We start from the raw sequence: 15,970 nt of genomic DNA, 5'->3' as shown, positions 1-15,970 counted from the left end.
ACAAGAACGGACTTGGCGGTCTTCAAAGAACGGATACCCCATTGACCTTACATTCGCGAATCGAGCATTCCCGGACACTGATTGCTGGATAGATCACTCGCCCCGGTAAACGGAGATATCAGATCAAAGTGCGCAGATTGTCGACTTGAAGGATGGTGGTTTGGGGTAAGATTCGCCAAGTGTCAGTGTTGATTGAAAGTGAGTCTTGGGAAGTAATTTCTAGTCCCCAGTAAAGCCACGCCTTTTAGATGCTTTGGCCAGCTCATGGATCCGGGCAACGACTTGCTCCATTTGGGGTGCCATGGGCGTTTTCCTTCTGGTAAACGTCTCAGCCAGCGAGTGGTAGTAGCTCAGCGTTCCTTGCTTGCCGCCGGTGAATCGCTTGAATACTTCCTCGCCAACTTCGGGGTTTTCCAAGTCGACGAGAATTGCGCGGGCGTTATGTAGCTTGTCGCAGCCGGACACGAGCAGGGTCGTATCGTCGGCCTTGGCCAGATGGCTCAGATAATCCAGTTTCCTGCGTGTCCAGTCCTGGCGTTTGGCCTCGGCATCTGAATGCGCCTTCTTTTGCTCTGCGCTGCCATCGGTGCAATCGTCCACAATCTTGGCCACCGCACCACCAAACTGCTGGCGCACGAGTGCCCGGTGCGGTTCGCCGCAGTCTTCGATGACATCGTGCAGCAGTCCGGCAATTGCTTGATCTTCATTGCCGCCATGCTCGATGACCAGGCTGGCAACGCCAAGCAGGTGGTAGAGGTCGGGGATGTTTGATCCCTTGCGGAACTGCGCGGCATGGGCAATGCGGGCGTAGTCCAATGCATCGGTGAAGCGCTTGGTGATGGCAGTCATATGAACTCCTGAATGAGTTGGATTTGGACTCCGTATGCTGCCTGAGGATGATCGCTGCAGCACTACGGGGGTGGATTCTCGTACCAATCCGGATCCTGCAAGAGCCGCTCCGTATCCTGCTGATACAAGTGGGAGAGTACGAAGCCGCTCAGATATCGGTGAATCATTGGCGGCAGCGTAGGCGAGAGCTTCGGATATGGCTCGACCGGATGCGGACGGAGCCCGCGTGCGATTTGACCGAGCGTTGGCATACCCGGGATGGGAAGGTTGTACTGAAAGACAGGTCGGCCTGAAGCAGGCAACTGGCATTTGCTAGGCCAGGGACCGTAGTACTCGTCATATCGCGTCGATATGATCAGGCAGGGCTGATCTGGGGGGAGGTATCGACCTGAGCGTTGACAGGGTGCCAGTGCGCGCCCCGAGCTATTTGCAGGCCAGGGGCCAACAATGATCTTGGATTCATTCAGTGCCTTTTTCACATGACAATTATTGCGCTTCGCCGATCTCAGGAGTCGAGAAGCTCGGAGCGCCGGCTGACCGTGCAAAGTAGTGCAAGCTAAGTGAGTAGCTTGGCTCCGACGGCTAACCGCATCGACAGCGCGCCATTGGCCTTCGTGCGAATTTGCGGTGTAGGGACTGAGTAGGGATTTGAGTCAAACTCGGCGAGAGCTTTGCCGTCGCCATATCACTAACTCATTGATTTTATGGTGGCCGGGGACGGAATCGAACCGCCGACACGGGGATTTTCAATCCCCTGCTCTACCAACTGAGCTACCCGGCCCTTGTGCTTGCGTGCCGGGGCGCTGAAGGCCGCGGCGAAGGGGCGCGTATTAGAGCGATTGGGGCAGGATTCGTCAAGTTAGCTGCGGGAGTTGGTCAATGTGTCGCCAATTCCAGCTCGTTTTGGCTGGCGAATCAGAACGGGATAGGCTGTCGCAATGCCGAAATGACTGTTGAATAGGGTGATTGGCACTGGCTACGCTTCGGCGTCGTGGTGCGCTGTGCGGCAGTGTTTGATCCCACTATCTCCTATGGAGGCTCTCATGAAGTTCCTGATTAGCTTGCTGGCCATGTTGGCAACGACGTTCGCGTTTGCGCAGTCGCCGGAGAAGCAGGACGAGCAGCAGAACAGATATCTGCAGTATGCCGGTGCGCCGGTGGACAGTTTCCGGATGCAGAAGCTGGTGCGGTGGGAGGTGGTGGGGCGCTACAGCGTTGTGGTCTGGCCTCGTGTGAGTGAGGCGTACCTGTTGACGGTGGAGCCACCGTGTTTTGATCTTGAGTCGACGGATCAGCTTTCGTTGAGTTCGAAGGCGGGGATAGTCAGCCGGGTGAGTGATGCGGTGTTGATCAGACGCGGCAAGTGCAAGATTGATGAGATCCGGCCGGTTGACTACAAGAAGTTTGAGGCGGATCGGAAGGCGGCGAAGGGTGAGGGGAAGGGTTGAGGAGTAGGTTAAGGGCCATTCGCCCCTTTGGGGCTCATCCACCCTCATCCCCCTGCGGGACTTGAACTCGCACCGTCCATGGTGCTCGCCCTATGGGCAGCATGCGCTGCTCAAAACGGCGACCCTGCCGTTTGGTCTCCCGCCGGCGGGAGAAGGAAATGTAGGAGCCAGGGGTGTCGCGGCCACCCTCATCCCCCTGTGGGACCTTCTCCCGCCAGCGGGAGAAGGAAACTGCAGAGCCAGGGGTGTCGCGACCGAAAGGAGTCCCTTTTTGGGACGGCTGAAGCCTGCTCCTACGGCGAAGGATGGAAGAGCATCGCCCTTGGCGGGGCTTCTATGAAGAGCATAAAAGCATCGCCCCTGACGGGCCTCCTACGAAGAGCGATAGAGCAACGCGACCGTAGGGGGTCCCCGTTTGGGACGGCTGAAGCCGGCTCCTGCCGGGGAAGCGAGGAGGCGCCTTTTCCTGAGGGAACCAACGTGGTTAGCTGGCGGGTTTGATGAAGCCGGCGGGGGCTTCGGAGCCTTCGCCGAAGAAGTATTTTTCCATCTCGGTGCTGAGGAAGCTTCTTGTGCTGGCGTCGAGGGGGTTGAGGCGGTTTTCGTTGATGAGCATGGTCTGGTGGGTCATCCAGTCGGCCCAGGCCTGTTTGGAGACGTTTTCGTAGATGCGCTTGCCGAGTTCGCCGGGCCAGGGGGCGAAGGCGAGGCCTTCGGCTTCGAAGCCGAGTTTTACGCAGTTGACGGTTCGCATGATGGGGGTTCCTTCGGCTTTGGTTTGTTGATGTGTTGCTTGATTCACGCGTAGATGAAAATGGGGCGAGGAAATTGTCGCACCTGGAGCCCACTATCGACCGCTGTTCCAGACGCTGTTCTACCTTCTGCATCCATGCAGTCGTCCTCCCCCTGATTCGCGCCATCCATGGCGCTCACCCTTCGGGCCGGCATTCGCCGTTCGCGCCCGATCCTGTCGGGCGCAGTCGGCACCTTCTCCCGCCAGCGGGAGAAGGAACATCCAAATGTTGCTGCAGACTCAAGTCACATCATTCCTGGAAACTTGCTGGCTAGACGTCCTGGGGAAGTGATGCCAGCAGTTTACGCACCGGGGCGGGCAGACCCAATTCGGCGAGTTCGTGGTGGGCGAACCAGCCGCGGTCGGGGGTGTCGGCGACGCGGGTTTCCGGGCTTTCGATCTGCAGCAGCATCGGGGTGACGTTCAATCGATAGTGGCTGAAGGCGTGGCTGAATTCCGGTAGCAGGCTCAGTCGATCGGAGGTCATCGATGCATGGTCGGCGATGGCATGGCTGGCTTCGGCCAGGTCGTCGCCTTCGGGCAGGCTCCAGAGACGCGCCCAGATGCCGGTCGGTGGTCGGCGTTCGAGCAGGATGCGGCCGAGCTTGTCGCGGACAATCAGCATGGTCAGCTTGCGCGTCGGGATCTGCTTGCCGGGTTTTGGATGCGGCAGGGTTGCGGTGAGGTTGTCGCGATGGGCGATGCATTTTTTCTGCAATGGGCAATCGCTGCAGCGCGGCTTGCTGCGCGTGCAGACCAGGGCGCCGAGATCCATGATCGCCTGGGTGTAGTCGGCGACGCGCTTGTGCGGGGTGTGCGATTCGGCCAGTTTCCAGAGTTCTTTTTGCACGGCGCTGTTGCCGGTCCAGCCATGCACGCCGTGGTAACGCGCGAGGACGCGACGCACGTTGCCGTCGAGGATGGCGTGGGGTTCGCCGTGGGCCTGGGCCAGGATGGCCGCGGCGGTTGAGCGACCGATGCCGGGCAGGGCGGCCAGGTCTTCCATGTTGTTCGGCAACTCGCCGTTGTGCCGTTCGACGCAGAGCTGGGCGCAACGCTGCAGGTTGCGCGCGCGACTGTAGTAGCCGAGGCCGGACCAGAGTGCGAGCACGCGATCCTGCGGTGCTGCGGCGAGATCGGCCAGGCTCGGCAGGGCGAGGACGAAGCGCTCGAAGTAGGGGATGACGGTGCGCACCTGGGTCTGCTGCAGCATCACTTCGCTGAGCCACACGCGATAGGGCGTGCGCGGGTGTTGCCAGGGCAGGTTGCTGCGACCGTGGATATCGAACCAGGCGAGGAGGTTTTTGGCGAATGGATTCATGGGCTTTTCAGTCCCTCTCCCCTCGGGAAAGAGGTTGGGGTGAGGGTTCGGCACGGCCGGATGTGTCATGCGAGTGCGTACCCCCATCCGCCCTGCGGGCACCTTCCCCCGGGGGGAGAAGGGAAGCATTGCGGTGTAGCTTGCTGCTTGCTGGAGTGCCCTTCGACAGGCACAGGGCGAACGGTTTGGGGTTGGTTGAATATCGCCTTCGAGTTGATCAATGGTCCGTTTTGGCCAGCGATGCCGGCAGCAGGCCGTCGACGAAGGCTTGGGCGTTGAAGACGCGGAGGTCTTCGGCGCCTTCGCCGAGGCCGAGGAAACGGATCGGAAGGTTGAATTCGCGGGCCAGGGCGAAGACGACGCCACCCTTGGCGGTGCCATCGAGCTTGGTCACGACGAGGCCGGTGACGCCGATGGCTTCGCGGAAGTGCTTGAGCTGGGCGATGGCATTCTGGCCGGTGGTGCCGTCGATGACCATGAGCACTTCGTGCGGTGCTTCGGGATCGATCTTGGCGAGTACGCGGCGGATCTTGCCGAGTTCGTCCATCAGTCCGGATTGGGTGTGCAGGCGGCCGGCGGTGTCGGCGATGAGCACGTCGACCTTGCGCGAGCGTGCGGCCTGCAGCGCATCGAAGATGACGCTGGCCGAGTCGGCGCCGGAGCCTTGCGAGATCACGTGCACGCCATTGCGCTGGCCCCAGGTCTGCAACTGCTCGACCGCGGCGGCGCGGAAGGTGTCGCCGGCCGCCAGCATGATTTCGTGTTGCTGGTGCAGCAGACGGCGCGCGATCTTGCCGATCGTGGTGGTCTTGCCGACGCCGTTGACGCCGACCATCAGCAGCACGAAGGGCTTGTGGCCACTCACGTCGAGGGGCTTCTCGACCGGTTTCAGCAATTCGACGAGACGCTTGCGCAATGCGCCGAGCAGGGCATCGGCGTCGGCGAATTCGCGTTTGGCGACGCGTCCGCGCAGTTCCTCGACCATCTCGGTGGATGCGGTGATGCCGACATCGGCGCTGATCAGGCAGGTTTCGAGTTCGTCGAGCAGGTTCTCATCGAGCTTCGGATTGCGCGCGAACAGGCCGCCCAGGCCTTTCGAGAAACCGCTGCCGGACAGCCGATCGCGCCAGGTTTTCGCGGCAGGCTCGGGCTTCCCGGCTTCCGGTTCGGCTGCCGCGAGCAGGCGCGGGTCGACCGGTTGCTGGTCCGTGATGGCGAGGTCGATCGGAATTTCGGTAAACGGCGGACGCAGTGCGGGTTGTTCTTCCGTAATGCGGCCTGTGCTGTCTGAATCGTCGTCCGGGCCTGATTCGGCAGGCTTGTCCGGGGATTCGGGTTCGGCAGCGGGCTTCTTTTTCCAGAACTTGAGCATCGGGGGTGTGGCTAGGAGGGTGGATGCGCGGCATGCTATCACCCTGTTGGTGAACCCCCGAATGAACGTGCCCGACCATGCCGCAAGCGAGGAACCGTAGTCCCGGGAAACTCCGCATCATTGGCGGGAATCTTCGTGGCAGCCGCATCGATGTGGCCGACATGGAGGGCTTGCGCCCGACCAGCGACCGGATTCGGGAAACCCTGTTCAACTGGCTCTCGCCGATGATCGAGGGCGCGCGTTGCCTCGATCTGTTCGCCGGCACCGGTGCCCTCGGCATTGAGGCGCGTTCGCGCGGTGCCGGGGAGTGCGTGTTTGTCGAGCGCGACCGCGATCAGGCCCGGCAGCTGGAGGCCACCCTGGCGCGATTGAAGCTGGATGGGGTTTCGGTGGTCAATGCAGACGCGCTGGGCTGGCTGGCGCATGCGACGAAGCCGTTTGATCTGGTTTTTCTGGATCCCCCGTTTGCCGGGGATCTCTGGGCCGAGGCCGCGCGGCGGCTGGATGCGAATGGCTGGCTGGCGCCGAATGCCTGGATCTATGTCGAGGCGCCGCGCGGACGTTCGATCGAGTTGCCGGAGAATTGGGCCAGGCACCGTGACGGGCAGGCGGGCGAGGTGCAGTTTGGTTTGTATCGGCGGGGTGGCGGTTGACCTCAAGCGGTGCGCCGATCTTCGGCTCGACCGTAGGAGGCCCGGCAGGGGCGATGCGTCGGTTGGTCCGCTGGCCCTCCTGGACCAGAGCATCGCCCCTGACGGGCCTCCTACAGCAGCGATTTGAGTGAGGTCGAGAGGCGCTTGATTCCGTTTCTCGTTGCAAACCTTGTCGTTTTGGCGCCCGCAGCGCGTTCTATCGTGGTAAACGGGCGATTCCGCTAAGCTAGGTGGGTCACTTCGGCTACTCAGGTGGGCAATGCCCGTTCCCTCGTCCCGCTCACGTGTCGCGGTTTATCCCGGCACCTTCGATCCGATTACCAATGGTCACATCGACCTGGTGATGCGGGCGGCGCCGCTGTTTGACCGGCTAGTGGTGGCGATTGCGGACAGCCAGAGCAAGGGGCCGTGCTTCACCCTGGATCAGCGACTGAACATGGCCCGGGAGGCCCTGGCAGGGGTCGAGAATGTCAAGGTGCGTGGGTTTGCGACCCTGCTGGCCAATTTCGTCAACGAGATCGAGGCCGGGGTGATCCTGCGCGGCCTGCGTGCCGTGTCGGATTTCGAATACGAATTCCAGCTGGCCAGCATGAATCGCCATCTGATACCGCTGGCCGAGACGATGTTCCTTACTCCGTCCGAACAGTACAGTTTCATTTCCTCGTCGCTGGTGCGCGAAATCGCGCGCCTGGGTGGCGATGTTTCCGGATTCGTCCATCCGGTTGTCCAGCAGGCCTTGGCCCGACGCTGGACCTGAGGGCATTCTGCACAGTTCCGCACCCTGGCGGACTTGTTCAGAGTATCCTCAACCCTACCCCGATAGGAGTCAAAACCATGCTTAACAAGAGTCTCTCCCTCTTTCTTGCCACCTGCGCGATGACACTGATGCTGTCGGCATGCGGCGAGAAGGAAACCGAACAGGCGGCGGTGGTCGAGGAAACCGTCGAGGTCGTTGCCGTGCCGCCCGCAGGTTCGCCGGCGGCGGACTGGAAGAAGTACCTGGCTGCGGTCGTCATGCAGAACATGCAGGGCGTCAAGAGCAATCGTCCGTACATGTATTTCGTGCCCGGTGGCACCGACGGCAAGGCCGAGGTCGATCGCAGCAACCAGCTCGACAACGTCAGCCTCGCGGTTTCGCGCGGCGTGCTGCCCGGCAACATGCTCGCCTTCGGTGGCCCGGATTCCGCCACCACGGCCAACCTGATCATCGACGCGTTTCAGGATGCCGGTGATGGCACCTTCAAGGACGTTACCGTCCTGTTCGTCGGAACACAGGCCGACAGCGATCGTGTCCAGGAAGCCCTGGCGAGAACGGGCGCCACCTACAAGTTCGCCGAGATGAAGTAATCGGCCCGCGCGCGGCTTCAGGCCGCGCGCAAGCCTGCACCGCAATGGCGCTCAAGATCACCGATCAATGCATCAACTGTGATGTCTGCGAGCCGGTCTGTCCGAACACCGCGATAGCAATGGGGCGCGAGATCTACGAGATCGCGCCGTCCAGCTGCACCGAGTGCGTGGGTCATTTCGATGTCCCGCAATGCGTCGAGGTGTGCCCGGTCGAGTGCATCATTCTTGATCCGCAACATCCCGAAACGCCCGAGCAACTGCTGGCCAAGTACGCCGCATTGACCGGCACGGAGAGCGCATGAAATTCAAGGCATCTTTCATCAAGCCGTCAGTCCCTGCGAACCCGCGCCGGGGTGACGAGCAAAGACCAATGCGGCGTTGCCTCAGCCTGGTCCTTGTCGCGGCCTGCCTGGTCCTGGTTGCCTGCCAGGGAGCTGAAACGGAACAGCGGACGGCTGCAACACCCGCCGGAACCGGCGAACAGGCGGCTGCTGCGCCGGCATCCTCGACGCTCGCGCCTGCAACCGGTGTGGCGAGCAAGCTGACCGGTGGCCCGGGCAAGTCGGCTGTTGCGAGTTCCCACCAGCTGGCGACCGATGCGGGGCTCGAAGTGCTTGCCGCGGGCGGCAATGCCTTTGATGCCGCGATTGCGGTCGGGTCGACCCTGGCCGTGATCGAACCTTCCAGCTCGGGCATCGGCGGCGGCGCGTTCTTCCTGCTGCACCGGGCCAGCGATGGCAGGAATTTCTTTCTTGATGCGCGCGAAACCGCGCCGGCGGCCAGCAAGGGCGAGCTCTGGGCCGATGCAGAAGGCAAGCTCGACCGCGACAAGTCGATCAACGGGCCTCTTTCTGCCGGAATTCCCGGTGAGCCGGCCGCCTATGTCTGGCTGGCCGAAAAATACGGAAAGCTCGGTCTCGAGAAATCCATGGCGCCGGCCATGCGCATCGCGCGCGAAGGCTTCCCGGTCTATCCGCGCCTGAATGCCTCGATCGAGCGGCGCAAGCCCGTCATCGAGCGCTGGCCTGCATCGGTTGCGCTGTACTTGGTGAATGGCCAGGCGCCCGCGGTAGGCAGCATCTGGAAGAATCCGGACATCGCCACCACGCTCGAACTGATCGCCAGCCAGGGCAACCAGGGTTTCTATCACGGCGATTTCGCCAGGCGCATGGTCGATGCCGTGCGCGAGGCGGGCGGTATCTGGACGCTGGAAGACCTGGCCAGCTACACGGTCAAGGAACGCGATCCGATCACCCTGGATTACCGCGGCTGGCAGATCGTCACCGCGCCGCCGCCGTCTTCGGGCGGCATCGCGCTGGGCGAGATGTTCAACATGCTGGCCGGTTACGATCTGGCCACGATGGATCGCGTGCACAAGGTCCATCTCGGTGTCGAAGCGATGCGACGTGCGTATCGCGACCGCGCGGAATACCTGGGCGATCCGGACTACGTGACGATGCCGGTCGCCGAGCTGCTCAGTCCCTTGTATGCCGCCGGCCTGCGCGCCTCGATTCATCCGGAAAAGGCGACCCCCAGCGACATGCTGCCGGGCTACATGCCGCCGGTGGAATCCGAGCACACCACGCACTATTCGATCATCGATGCCGAGGGCAACATGGCTTCGGTGACCAAGACCGTCAACCTGACCCTCGGATCGGGATTCGTGGTGCCCGGGACCGGTTTCGTGCTCAACAACGAAATGGATGATTTCGCCTTGCTGCCAGGGCAGCCCAATGCGTTCGGCCTGGTCGGCGGGGAAGCCAATGCACCGGCTGCGGGTCGGCGCCCGCTGTCGTCGATGACGCCGAGCTTCGTGATCGGCAAGGAGCGCGTCGGCGTGATTGGTACACCGGGCGGCAGCCGCATCATCACAATGGTATTCGAAGGTATCCAGGCCTTCATCGAAGGAGAGTTGCCGGAAAAGGTGGTGGCCAACCCGCGCTATCACCACCAGTACCTTCCGGACGTGGTGTCGGCCGAACCGGACGCGTTCACGCGCGAGGAAACGGCGGCCCTGCAGGAAATGGGGCACATCATCAACGATGCCGAGCGCACCTGGGGCCTGATGAACATGGTCAGCTGGGATCGGGCGACCAACGAGCTTCACGCAGGCTCGGATCCGCGCGAGGAAATGAGCAGCGGCAAGGTGCAGTAGTCTGGATCATTCATGAAGCTCTGGTCGATCATCGGAAACTCGCAACGACTCGACGGCGGTGCCATGTTCGGCAACGCGCCGAAGGCGGTCTGGCAGCAGTGGATTGCCGCCGATGAATCCAACGGCATACCGCTGGCCTGTCGGGCCTTGCTGGCCGACGATCTGGACGGCAAGACGGTGTTGTTTGAAACCGGAATCGGTGCGTTCTTCGAGCCGAAGCTGAGGCAGCGCTTTGGCGTCGTCGAGTCGAACCACGTGCTGCTCGATTCGCTTGCCGAGGCCGGGTTCGATCACGCCGACATCGATGTCGTGGTTCTCTCGCATCTGCATTTCGACCATGCGGGCGGGCTGCTCGCGGCATGGCAGGAAGGGCAGGCGCCTTCGCTGCTGTTTCCGAACGCGACCTTCGTGGTCGGCGCCGAACACTGGCAGCGTGCGCTGCATCCGCATCCGCGCGATCGCGCCTCGTTTATTGCGGAGTTGCCCCAGTTGCTGATCGACAGTGGCCGGCTCGAAATCGTCGACGGTCCGCGTTCGAAAGCATTGGGCGATGCCGTGCGCTTCGAGATTTCAAACGGCCATACGCCGGGCCTGATGCTGGCAGAGATCGTGTCCGAACAAGGCGGTGTGGTCTTCTGCGCGGACCTGATCCCGGGCCGGCCCTGGGTGCATTTGCCGATCACGATGGGTTATGACCGCTATCCGGAGCTTCTGATCGACGAGAAGAAGGCATTCCTCGAAGACAAGCTGGCGCGCAATGTGCGACTTTTCTTCACCCATGATTCCGGCTGCGCGATGGCTTCGGTCAGTCGTGACGACAAGGGGCGCTTCAGCACCACCGACGAGCGAGCCAGCGTTGTGGCATGGTCCCTGGCCGCCTGAGACAATGCATTCGATAGTGAACAGGAGAAGATTCATGCGAGCTGCCATTCTGTTTTGCCTGCTTCTGAGCGCGCCTGCCTTCGCTGACGAGGGTGCCGACAGGCACCAGAAGAAGGCCATGGCCACGGCCCCGGTCGAGCAAACCGCTGCCGGCGATGTCTACGGCACGCCGATGCCGGATCCGATGCCGACAGCAGTCAGCATCGATGCGGTCGCAGGCAACGTTTCCGAGTACGCCGGAAAGCCCGGTGCATTCAGTGGCCGGGTAACCGAGGTCTGCCAGAACTCGGGTTGCTGGGTGGTCCTGACCGGCGAGAACGGCCGCTATGCACGCGTGAACATGCACGATCACAGTTTCGGTGTGCCCAGGAATACGAGTGGGCCGGTGGTGGTGTACGGCACCCTAATCGAGAAGAAGCTCAGTGCCGATGAAATCGGGCACCTGGAAAAGGAAGGCGCGAAACCGGCACAGGAAACCGAGTTGCAGATCGATGCCGTTTCCGTTTTGATCCCGAAATCGGCCTGAACGTTTGCGCAAGCAGCCCGGACAATTGATGAGGTCGCAGGAATCAGCCAGCACTCCCTTCGTGGTGCGATCCATGCGTGCCTTTTCGCGATCTTCGGACTAGGAAGCCACCCATGAGCGCACAGGAACGGATCGTCCCGCTGGCCATCGTCATTCTGGTTCTGGTTGCCATTGGTGCCATTGCAATGATGGGCGGCTGGGATGGAATCCTGCAGAAACCGGCAACGCCGGAGGTGCCGGTTTCGGTGGAGGCGGACATTGTCGACCCGCTCAACGAGGGCCGCCTGGTCAGTGTCCAGGGCCGCCTGGGTTTCAAGCTTCCGGCCTTCGATCAGGAAATGGGTGTCAGTGACGCTGATGCAGTGGTGCTGTTTCGCCATGTCGAAATGTATCAGTGGCAGGAAACGTGTATTGCCGATGCCTGTACGCAGTCGAGCAGCTGGTCGCCCGAATTGATCGATGCAACGCAGTTCAAGGAACAGCTCGGCAACCTCAACCCGGACGAATTTCCTTTCGCGTCGCAGGCTTTTTTTGCCGAAGGGGTCTTTATCGGCGCGTTCGCTCCGGATCTGGATCTGGTAGCGCGGGAGGTGCCGATGCTGCCCAAGCGGGTCACGCTGGGAGATCTGCCGGCCAATCTGGCCGCCAGTTTCAGCGAACGCGATGGCTGGATCATTGCCGGCAACGATCTGCTCAATCCGGCTGTTGGCGACTTGCGTATCAACTACCGCATGGTTTCGGCCGGCGTCGTGACCCTGATTGGCAGGCAGGTCGGGAACCGGCTGGTTGCCGAACCGGCGAACTAGGGCAACGCTGATCAAGTGGCGCAGCCGTCACGATACCTGTCTGCGTGCAGATCGCGGCGCGCTGGCGCAGATGGACTGGCCGTCCTTCAAGGCAGCGCAACAATGAGCTGCGCGCAGACAGGTGTCGCCCAACCGATTGTTTTGTATTGCTACTGGTGGCTTTCAGAAGGCCCGCCAGCAGCACCGCAAATCTTGCCAAGGCAACCAGCCTTCACTGCACCTCGCAGCACTGCTGGCAGACCTTCTGAATGCCATGACGATTGTGCCACTTGATCAGCGTTGCCCTAAACCACTCCACGGAGATCACTCATGCATATCACCGGACTTTATGCGGCGCTGTCCGCCCTGCTGCTCGTCGTGCTCGGATATCGGGTCATCGCCAGGCGACATGGCGAGCGCATCGGCATCGGCGACAATGGCGACCGCGAGCTGGCCAAGCGCGTACGGGCCCACGCCAATGCTGCGGAATATCTTCCCATCGGGCTGATCCTGATGCTCGCCCTGGAATGGAACCAGACCCTGCCTTGGATCCTGCATCTGTTTGGCGTCGTGTTCATTCTCGGTCGCATCCTGCATGCCTGGGGCATGTCCAGTTCGTCCGGTCCCAGCAAGGGCCGCATTTTCGGCATGATCCTGACCCTCACGTCACTGATCGGCATGTCCCTGCTGTTGCTCTGGCAGTTCCTGCTCGGCGCAACGATCTGAGCCGGAAAATGGCCGCAGGCGATGCTCAGGCTCGAGCTCCGTGCGGCATTGCGATGTCGTGCTCAAGGAAGTACATGCCGGCAAACATCTTCGGATCGACCGAGTAACCATCGGCCATTTTCTCGACCAGCCAGCGTGCGGCATCGGTGCGTGGTATCTCATGAACCGTGATGTCCTCGGTCTCGTCGCCGCCCCCCTGGTCGACGCGCTCGAGGTCCCGGGCTCGCACGAAGGCGAGTATTTCGTTGCTCATGCCAGCCGAGGTCGGTCCGGACATGATGAAATCCATGCTCCCGGCCCGGTAGCCGGTCTCCTCGATGAGTTCCCGGTGAGCGGCCTGCACGGCATTCTCGGCCGAGCTTTCCGGGTCGTCGCCGACCAGGCCGGCGGGCATTTCGATGGTCATGCACTCCAGCGCCGGGCGGTACTGCTCGACGAAGAGCACATTGTCCTCGGGCGTGACGGCAATGATCATGACGCCCCCGCCCGGGTTGGTTCGTTCGGCGAATTCCCAGCGGCCCCGCCGTTTCAGGCGCAGCCAGATTCCATTGCAAAGCGTCACTGTTTCGGTCATCTTTGTCGGCTCCATGAAACTTTTGCGGGTACGGCGTGGTCTTTTCACCGCCTCCAATCCCGCTAGCATCCAAGGTTGTACCGATGAATATCAAGCGAATGCTTTGTTGTGCCCTGTTGCTGCTGTCCGTTTCGGTAGCAATGGCCGACAAGCCGGCATCAAGCGCGCCCGCCAAGCGCGATGCGACGACCTTCACCGAAGCTGACGTCAACGAGATCACTTCGATCGCCGTCTTGCAGCGCATGGTGGCCGGCTACAAGAGCCTGGGCGACCTGCAGCGCCTCAGCTGGACACTGGCGCGTCTGAGCAAGCTCAACCCCGATGCCGGGGACCTGCGCATGGCCCTGGCGCTCACCTACGCCGAGATGGGTGACAAGAGCAAGACCTACGATCTGCTGCTGAAGATGAAGGATCAGGGCTACGGTGCCGATCTCAGCGAGGACCCACGCTTTGAAAAGGTTACCGGAACCGAGGCATGGTCCTACGTGGTGCAGAACCTGCAGGCCAATCTGAAGCCATTCGGCGAAGGCAGCGTGGCCTTCGAACTGCCCAAGGGCGACACCCTGTTCGAGTCGATCGCCTGGGATCCGAAACGCAAGAAATTCCTGGTTGGAAGCGTGCGTGACGGCAAGATCTATCTCGCCGACATGCAAGGCAATCTGAGCGAATTCATCAGCCCGGCTGACGGCAGTGGCCTGTGGAGCGTATATGCCATGGCTGCGGACCCTGCTCGAGACCTGCTTTACGTGGCGTCCACCTCGTCGCTCTACTTCAAGGCTTTTCGCGAGGAAGACTTCAACAAGACCGGCATTTTCAAGTTCAAGCTTTCCACCGGGAAGCTGCTCGACAAGTACCTGCTGCCATCCAATCTCGGCACGCGCGCATTCTCGAGCATCACGGTAGGCAAGGGTGGTCAGGTGTTCGCCGCGGATGGCCTGAACAACCAGATCTTCACGATTGAAGGCGACAAGCTGAAACTCATTGTCGCCAATCCGAAGCTGACCAGCTTGCGCGGCATGGCCGTGAGTGACGACGGCAACATGCTCTACTTCGCGGACTACACCCTCGGCTTGTTCGGTGCCGACCTGAAATCCGGTACGGGTTTCGCCGTGGAGCACGACCCCTCCAGCCTGGTGCTCGGTGGAATCGAGGGGCTCTACTGGTACGACGGCAACCTGATCGCGATCGAGAATGGCATGTCGCCGCAGCGCGTGATTCGGCTGACCCTGTCGGCTGATGGCAAGAGCATCACCAAGATGATGCCGATTGACGTTGCCAATCCTGCCTTCGAAGTGCCGACCTACGGAACCATGGTGGGCAATGATCTCTACTACATTGCGAACAGCCAGAAGGGCTTGTATGGCCAGTACGGAAGCGTCACGGACGAATCCAAACTGGAGCCCGTCAGGATCTTCAAGAGCAATATGCGCTTTGCATGGGGCGAGGGAGGTATCACCGCTGGCGCCATGCAGCCTGCCCGCATGGCTACCCCGGAAGAAGCCGCGGAAATGATTCGCACAAAGCCGAGCATGCTCGACGATGTGGAAGCGGCGGCAAAGGAAAAGAAGCAAGACTAGAGATTGGGCTTGTAGACAGTACAAAGCCGACAAATCCATTCCTTCTCCCGCTGGCGGGAGAAGGACCGGATCGATACATGTTCAGGCCAGCATTGACAATCGCGGTTTCCATCGGCTTCCAGTCACCCGGCCTCGCGCCGGGTGATTGCGTTTCAGGCTACCGGGTTGCGGCAGGAGGAGCCGGGGCGAATCACCCGGCAGCAGCGATTTGTCGCAATGCGTTCTCGAACACTTCAACCGGCTGCCCGCCTGAGATCAGGTGACGGTCATTGATGATGACGGCCGGCACCGAATGGATGCCGCTGCCGAGATACTTCTGCTCCTGCCTGCGCACGTCCTCTGCATACTCGTTCGATTCCAGTATTCGCCTGGCACGTTCGCCATCCAGCCCTGCCGATGCCGCTATGCGAATCAGATTGGCATGCGAAGAAACGTCGTCACCGTCGGTGAAGTAGGCACGCAACAGCGCATGCTTGAGCGCCAGCTCGGCAGAGCGACCTTCAAGACCGGCCCAGTGCAGCAGGCGATGCGCATCGAAGGTGTTGTAGACACGGTCGCGCTGGTTGAACGTGAATCCGACCGCGGCACCTCGCGCACGGATCGCCTCGCGATTCGCGGCCAACTGCTCGGGCGTGGAGCCGTACTTCTCTCGCAAGTGCTCGACCACGTCCTGGCCTTCGGGTGGCATCTGCGGATTCAGCTCGAACGGCTGGAAATGCATGTCGACCTGAATGGCATCGCCGATGCGCTCGATGGCTTGCTCAAGCGACTTCAGGCCGATCGCGCACCATGGGCAGGAAACGTCCGAAACAAAATCGATCTTCATGGGGTTTGAACCTGCCGTCGCATTCATGAGCGTGACCCTTTTGCGTGATCCATCCAGATGGGGGGCTGGCCACCGGCAATCAAGACCATGAATTCCGCGGCCAGTCCGTTTGCGACTCTCGACAGGGCGCATGCAA

17 protein-coding genes and 1 tRNA gene are annotated in these 15,970 nt (G+C 61.4%); 11 read left to right on the top strand and 7 right to left on the bottom strand.

Going from position 1 to position 15,970, the window contains the following annotated elements:
• Window positions 1-219 precede the first annotated feature (219 nt).
• Window positions 220-849: an HD domain-containing protein gene (locus tag R3F00_RS09005; RefSeq protein WP_371281452.1), complete on the bottom strand. Its 630-nt coding sequence runs from the start codon at window positions 847-849 to the stop codon at window positions 220-222.
• A 705-nt stretch (window positions 850-1,554) separates the two neighbouring features.
• Window positions 1,555-1,630 (bottom strand) — tRNA-Phe (locus R3F00_RS09000).
• 262 nt (window positions 1,631-1,892) lie between these two features.
• Between R3F00_RS09000 and R3F00_RS08995 the strand changes: the two genes are divergently transcribed.
• The gene (locus R3F00_RS08995; protein WP_371281451.1) at window positions 1,893-2,297 is read left to right on the top strand and encodes a DUF6491 family protein; all 405 of its coding nucleotides are present in this window, start codon (window positions 1,893-1,895) and stop codon (window positions 2,295-2,297) included.
• Between the two features lie 484 nt (window positions 2,298-2,781).
• On the opposite strand, the gene R3F00_RS08990 is transcribed toward R3F00_RS08995, so the two are convergent.
• The 3 genes from R3F00_RS08990 to ftsY all read right to left on the bottom strand — a co-directional run bounded on the left by R3F00_RS08990 (window position 2,782) and on the right by ftsY (window position 5,783).
• Window positions 2,782-3,054: an oxidative damage protection protein gene (locus R3F00_RS08990; protein ID WP_371281525.1), complete on the bottom strand. Its 273-nt coding sequence runs from the start codon at window positions 3,052-3,054 to the stop codon at window positions 2,782-2,784.
• Window positions 3,055-3,361: 307 nt separating this feature from the next.
• The gene (mutY, locus tag R3F00_RS08985; protein WP_371281450.1) at window positions 3,362-4,411 is read right to left on the bottom strand and encodes an A/G-specific adenine glycosylase; all 1,050 of its coding nucleotides are present in this window, start codon (window positions 4,409-4,411) and stop codon (window positions 3,362-3,364) included.
• 217 nt (window positions 4,412-4,628) lie between these two features.
• Window positions 4,629-5,783: a signal recognition particle-docking protein FtsY gene (gene ftsY, locus R3F00_RS08980; RefSeq protein ID WP_371281449.1), complete on the bottom strand. Its 1,155-nt coding sequence runs from the start codon at window positions 5,781-5,783 to the stop codon at window positions 4,629-4,631.
• A 77-nt stretch (window positions 5,784-5,860) separates the two neighbouring features.
• On the opposite strand from ftsY, the gene rsmD reads away from it, so the two are divergent.
• From rsmD to R3F00_RS08935, 9 genes are all read left to right on the top strand, one after another.
• Complete coding sequence (gene rsmD / locus R3F00_RS08975; RefSeq protein WP_371281448.1) at window positions 5,861-6,436, top strand: 16S rRNA (guanine(966)-N(2))-methyltransferase RsmD; 576 nt, start codon at window positions 5,861-5,863, stop codon at window positions 6,434-6,436.
• Between the two features lie 259 nt (window positions 6,437-6,695).
• Window positions 6,696-7,193: a pantetheine-phosphate adenylyltransferase gene (coaD, locus tag R3F00_RS08970; RefSeq protein WP_371281447.1), complete on the top strand. Its 498-nt coding sequence runs from the start codon at window positions 6,696-6,698 to the stop codon at window positions 7,191-7,193.
• 77 nt (window positions 7,194-7,270) lie between these two features.
• Window positions 7,271-7,783: a hypothetical protein gene (locus tag R3F00_RS08965; protein WP_371281446.1), complete on the top strand. Its 513-nt coding sequence runs from the start codon at window positions 7,271-7,273 to the stop codon at window positions 7,781-7,783.
• 44 nt (window positions 7,784-7,827) lie between these two features.
• Window positions 7,828-8,085: a YfhL family 4Fe-4S dicluster ferredoxin gene (locus tag R3F00_RS08960; protein WP_371281445.1), complete on the top strand. Its 258-nt coding sequence runs from the start codon at window positions 7,828-7,830 to the stop codon at window positions 8,083-8,085.
• Window positions 8,086-8,153: 68 nt separating this feature from the next.
• Window positions 8,154-9,938, top strand: coding sequence for a gamma-glutamyltransferase (gene ggt, locus R3F00_RS08955; protein ID WP_371281444.1), 1,785 nt, complete (start codon window positions 8,154-8,156; stop codon window positions 9,936-9,938).
• A gap of 12 nt (window positions 9,939-9,950) precedes the next feature.
• Window positions 9,951-10,820 carry an MBL fold metallo-hydrolase gene (locus R3F00_RS08950; RefSeq protein WP_371281443.1) on the top strand — a complete coding sequence of 290 codons (870 nt, stop codon included), beginning with the start codon at window positions 9,951-9,953 and terminating at the stop codon, window positions 10,818-10,820.
• A 34-nt stretch (window positions 10,821-10,854) separates the two neighbouring features.
• Window positions 10,855-11,346, top strand: coding sequence for a DUF4920 domain-containing protein (locus R3F00_RS08945; RefSeq protein ID WP_371281442.1), 492 nt, complete (start codon window positions 10,855-10,857; stop codon window positions 11,344-11,346).
• Between the two features lie 113 nt (window positions 11,347-11,459).
• Window positions 11,460-12,152: a TMEM43 family protein gene (locus R3F00_RS08940; protein ID WP_371281441.1), complete on the top strand. Its 693-nt coding sequence runs from the start codon at window positions 11,460-11,462 to the stop codon at window positions 12,150-12,152.
• A gap of 309 nt (window positions 12,153-12,461) precedes the next feature.
• Entirely contained in the window at window positions 12,462-12,857 is a 396-nt protein-coding gene (locus R3F00_RS08935; RefSeq protein ID WP_371281440.1) for an MAPEG family protein, read from the top strand.
• A 25-nt stretch (window positions 12,858-12,882) separates the two neighbouring features.
• Here R3F00_RS08935 and R3F00_RS08930 read toward each other — a convergent pair whose 3' ends face one another.
• A complete protein-coding gene (locus R3F00_RS08930) occupies window positions 12,883-13,431 on the bottom strand; it encodes an NUDIX hydrolase (RefSeq protein WP_371281439.1) in 549 nt (182 codons plus the stop codon).
• A gap of 83 nt (window positions 13,432-13,514) precedes the next feature.
• Between R3F00_RS08930 and R3F00_RS08925 the strand changes: the two genes are divergently transcribed.
• Entirely contained in the window at window positions 13,515-15,008 is a 1,494-nt protein-coding gene (locus tag R3F00_RS08925) for a hypothetical protein (protein ID WP_371281438.1), read from the top strand.
• Between the two features lie 190 nt (window positions 15,009-15,198).
• Here the strand turns inward: R3F00_RS08925 and R3F00_RS08920 are convergent, their stop codons facing one another.
• Window positions 15,199-15,834 (bottom strand): DsbA family oxidoreductase, encoded by a 636-nt coding sequence (locus R3F00_RS08920; protein WP_371281437.1) that lies wholly within the window; start codon window positions 15,832-15,834, stop codon window positions 15,199-15,201.
• Window positions 15,835-15,970 lie beyond the last annotated feature (136 nt).

The organism is Dokdonella sp. (assembly GCF_041395345.1).
In the GTDB taxonomy this organism is placed as follows: domain Bacteria; phylum Pseudomonadota; class Gammaproteobacteria; order Xanthomonadales; family Rhodanobacteraceae; genus Dokdonella.
Note: the sequence above shows the minus strand (reverse complement) of the source record. Positions and strands in the feature narration are given on the sequence as shown.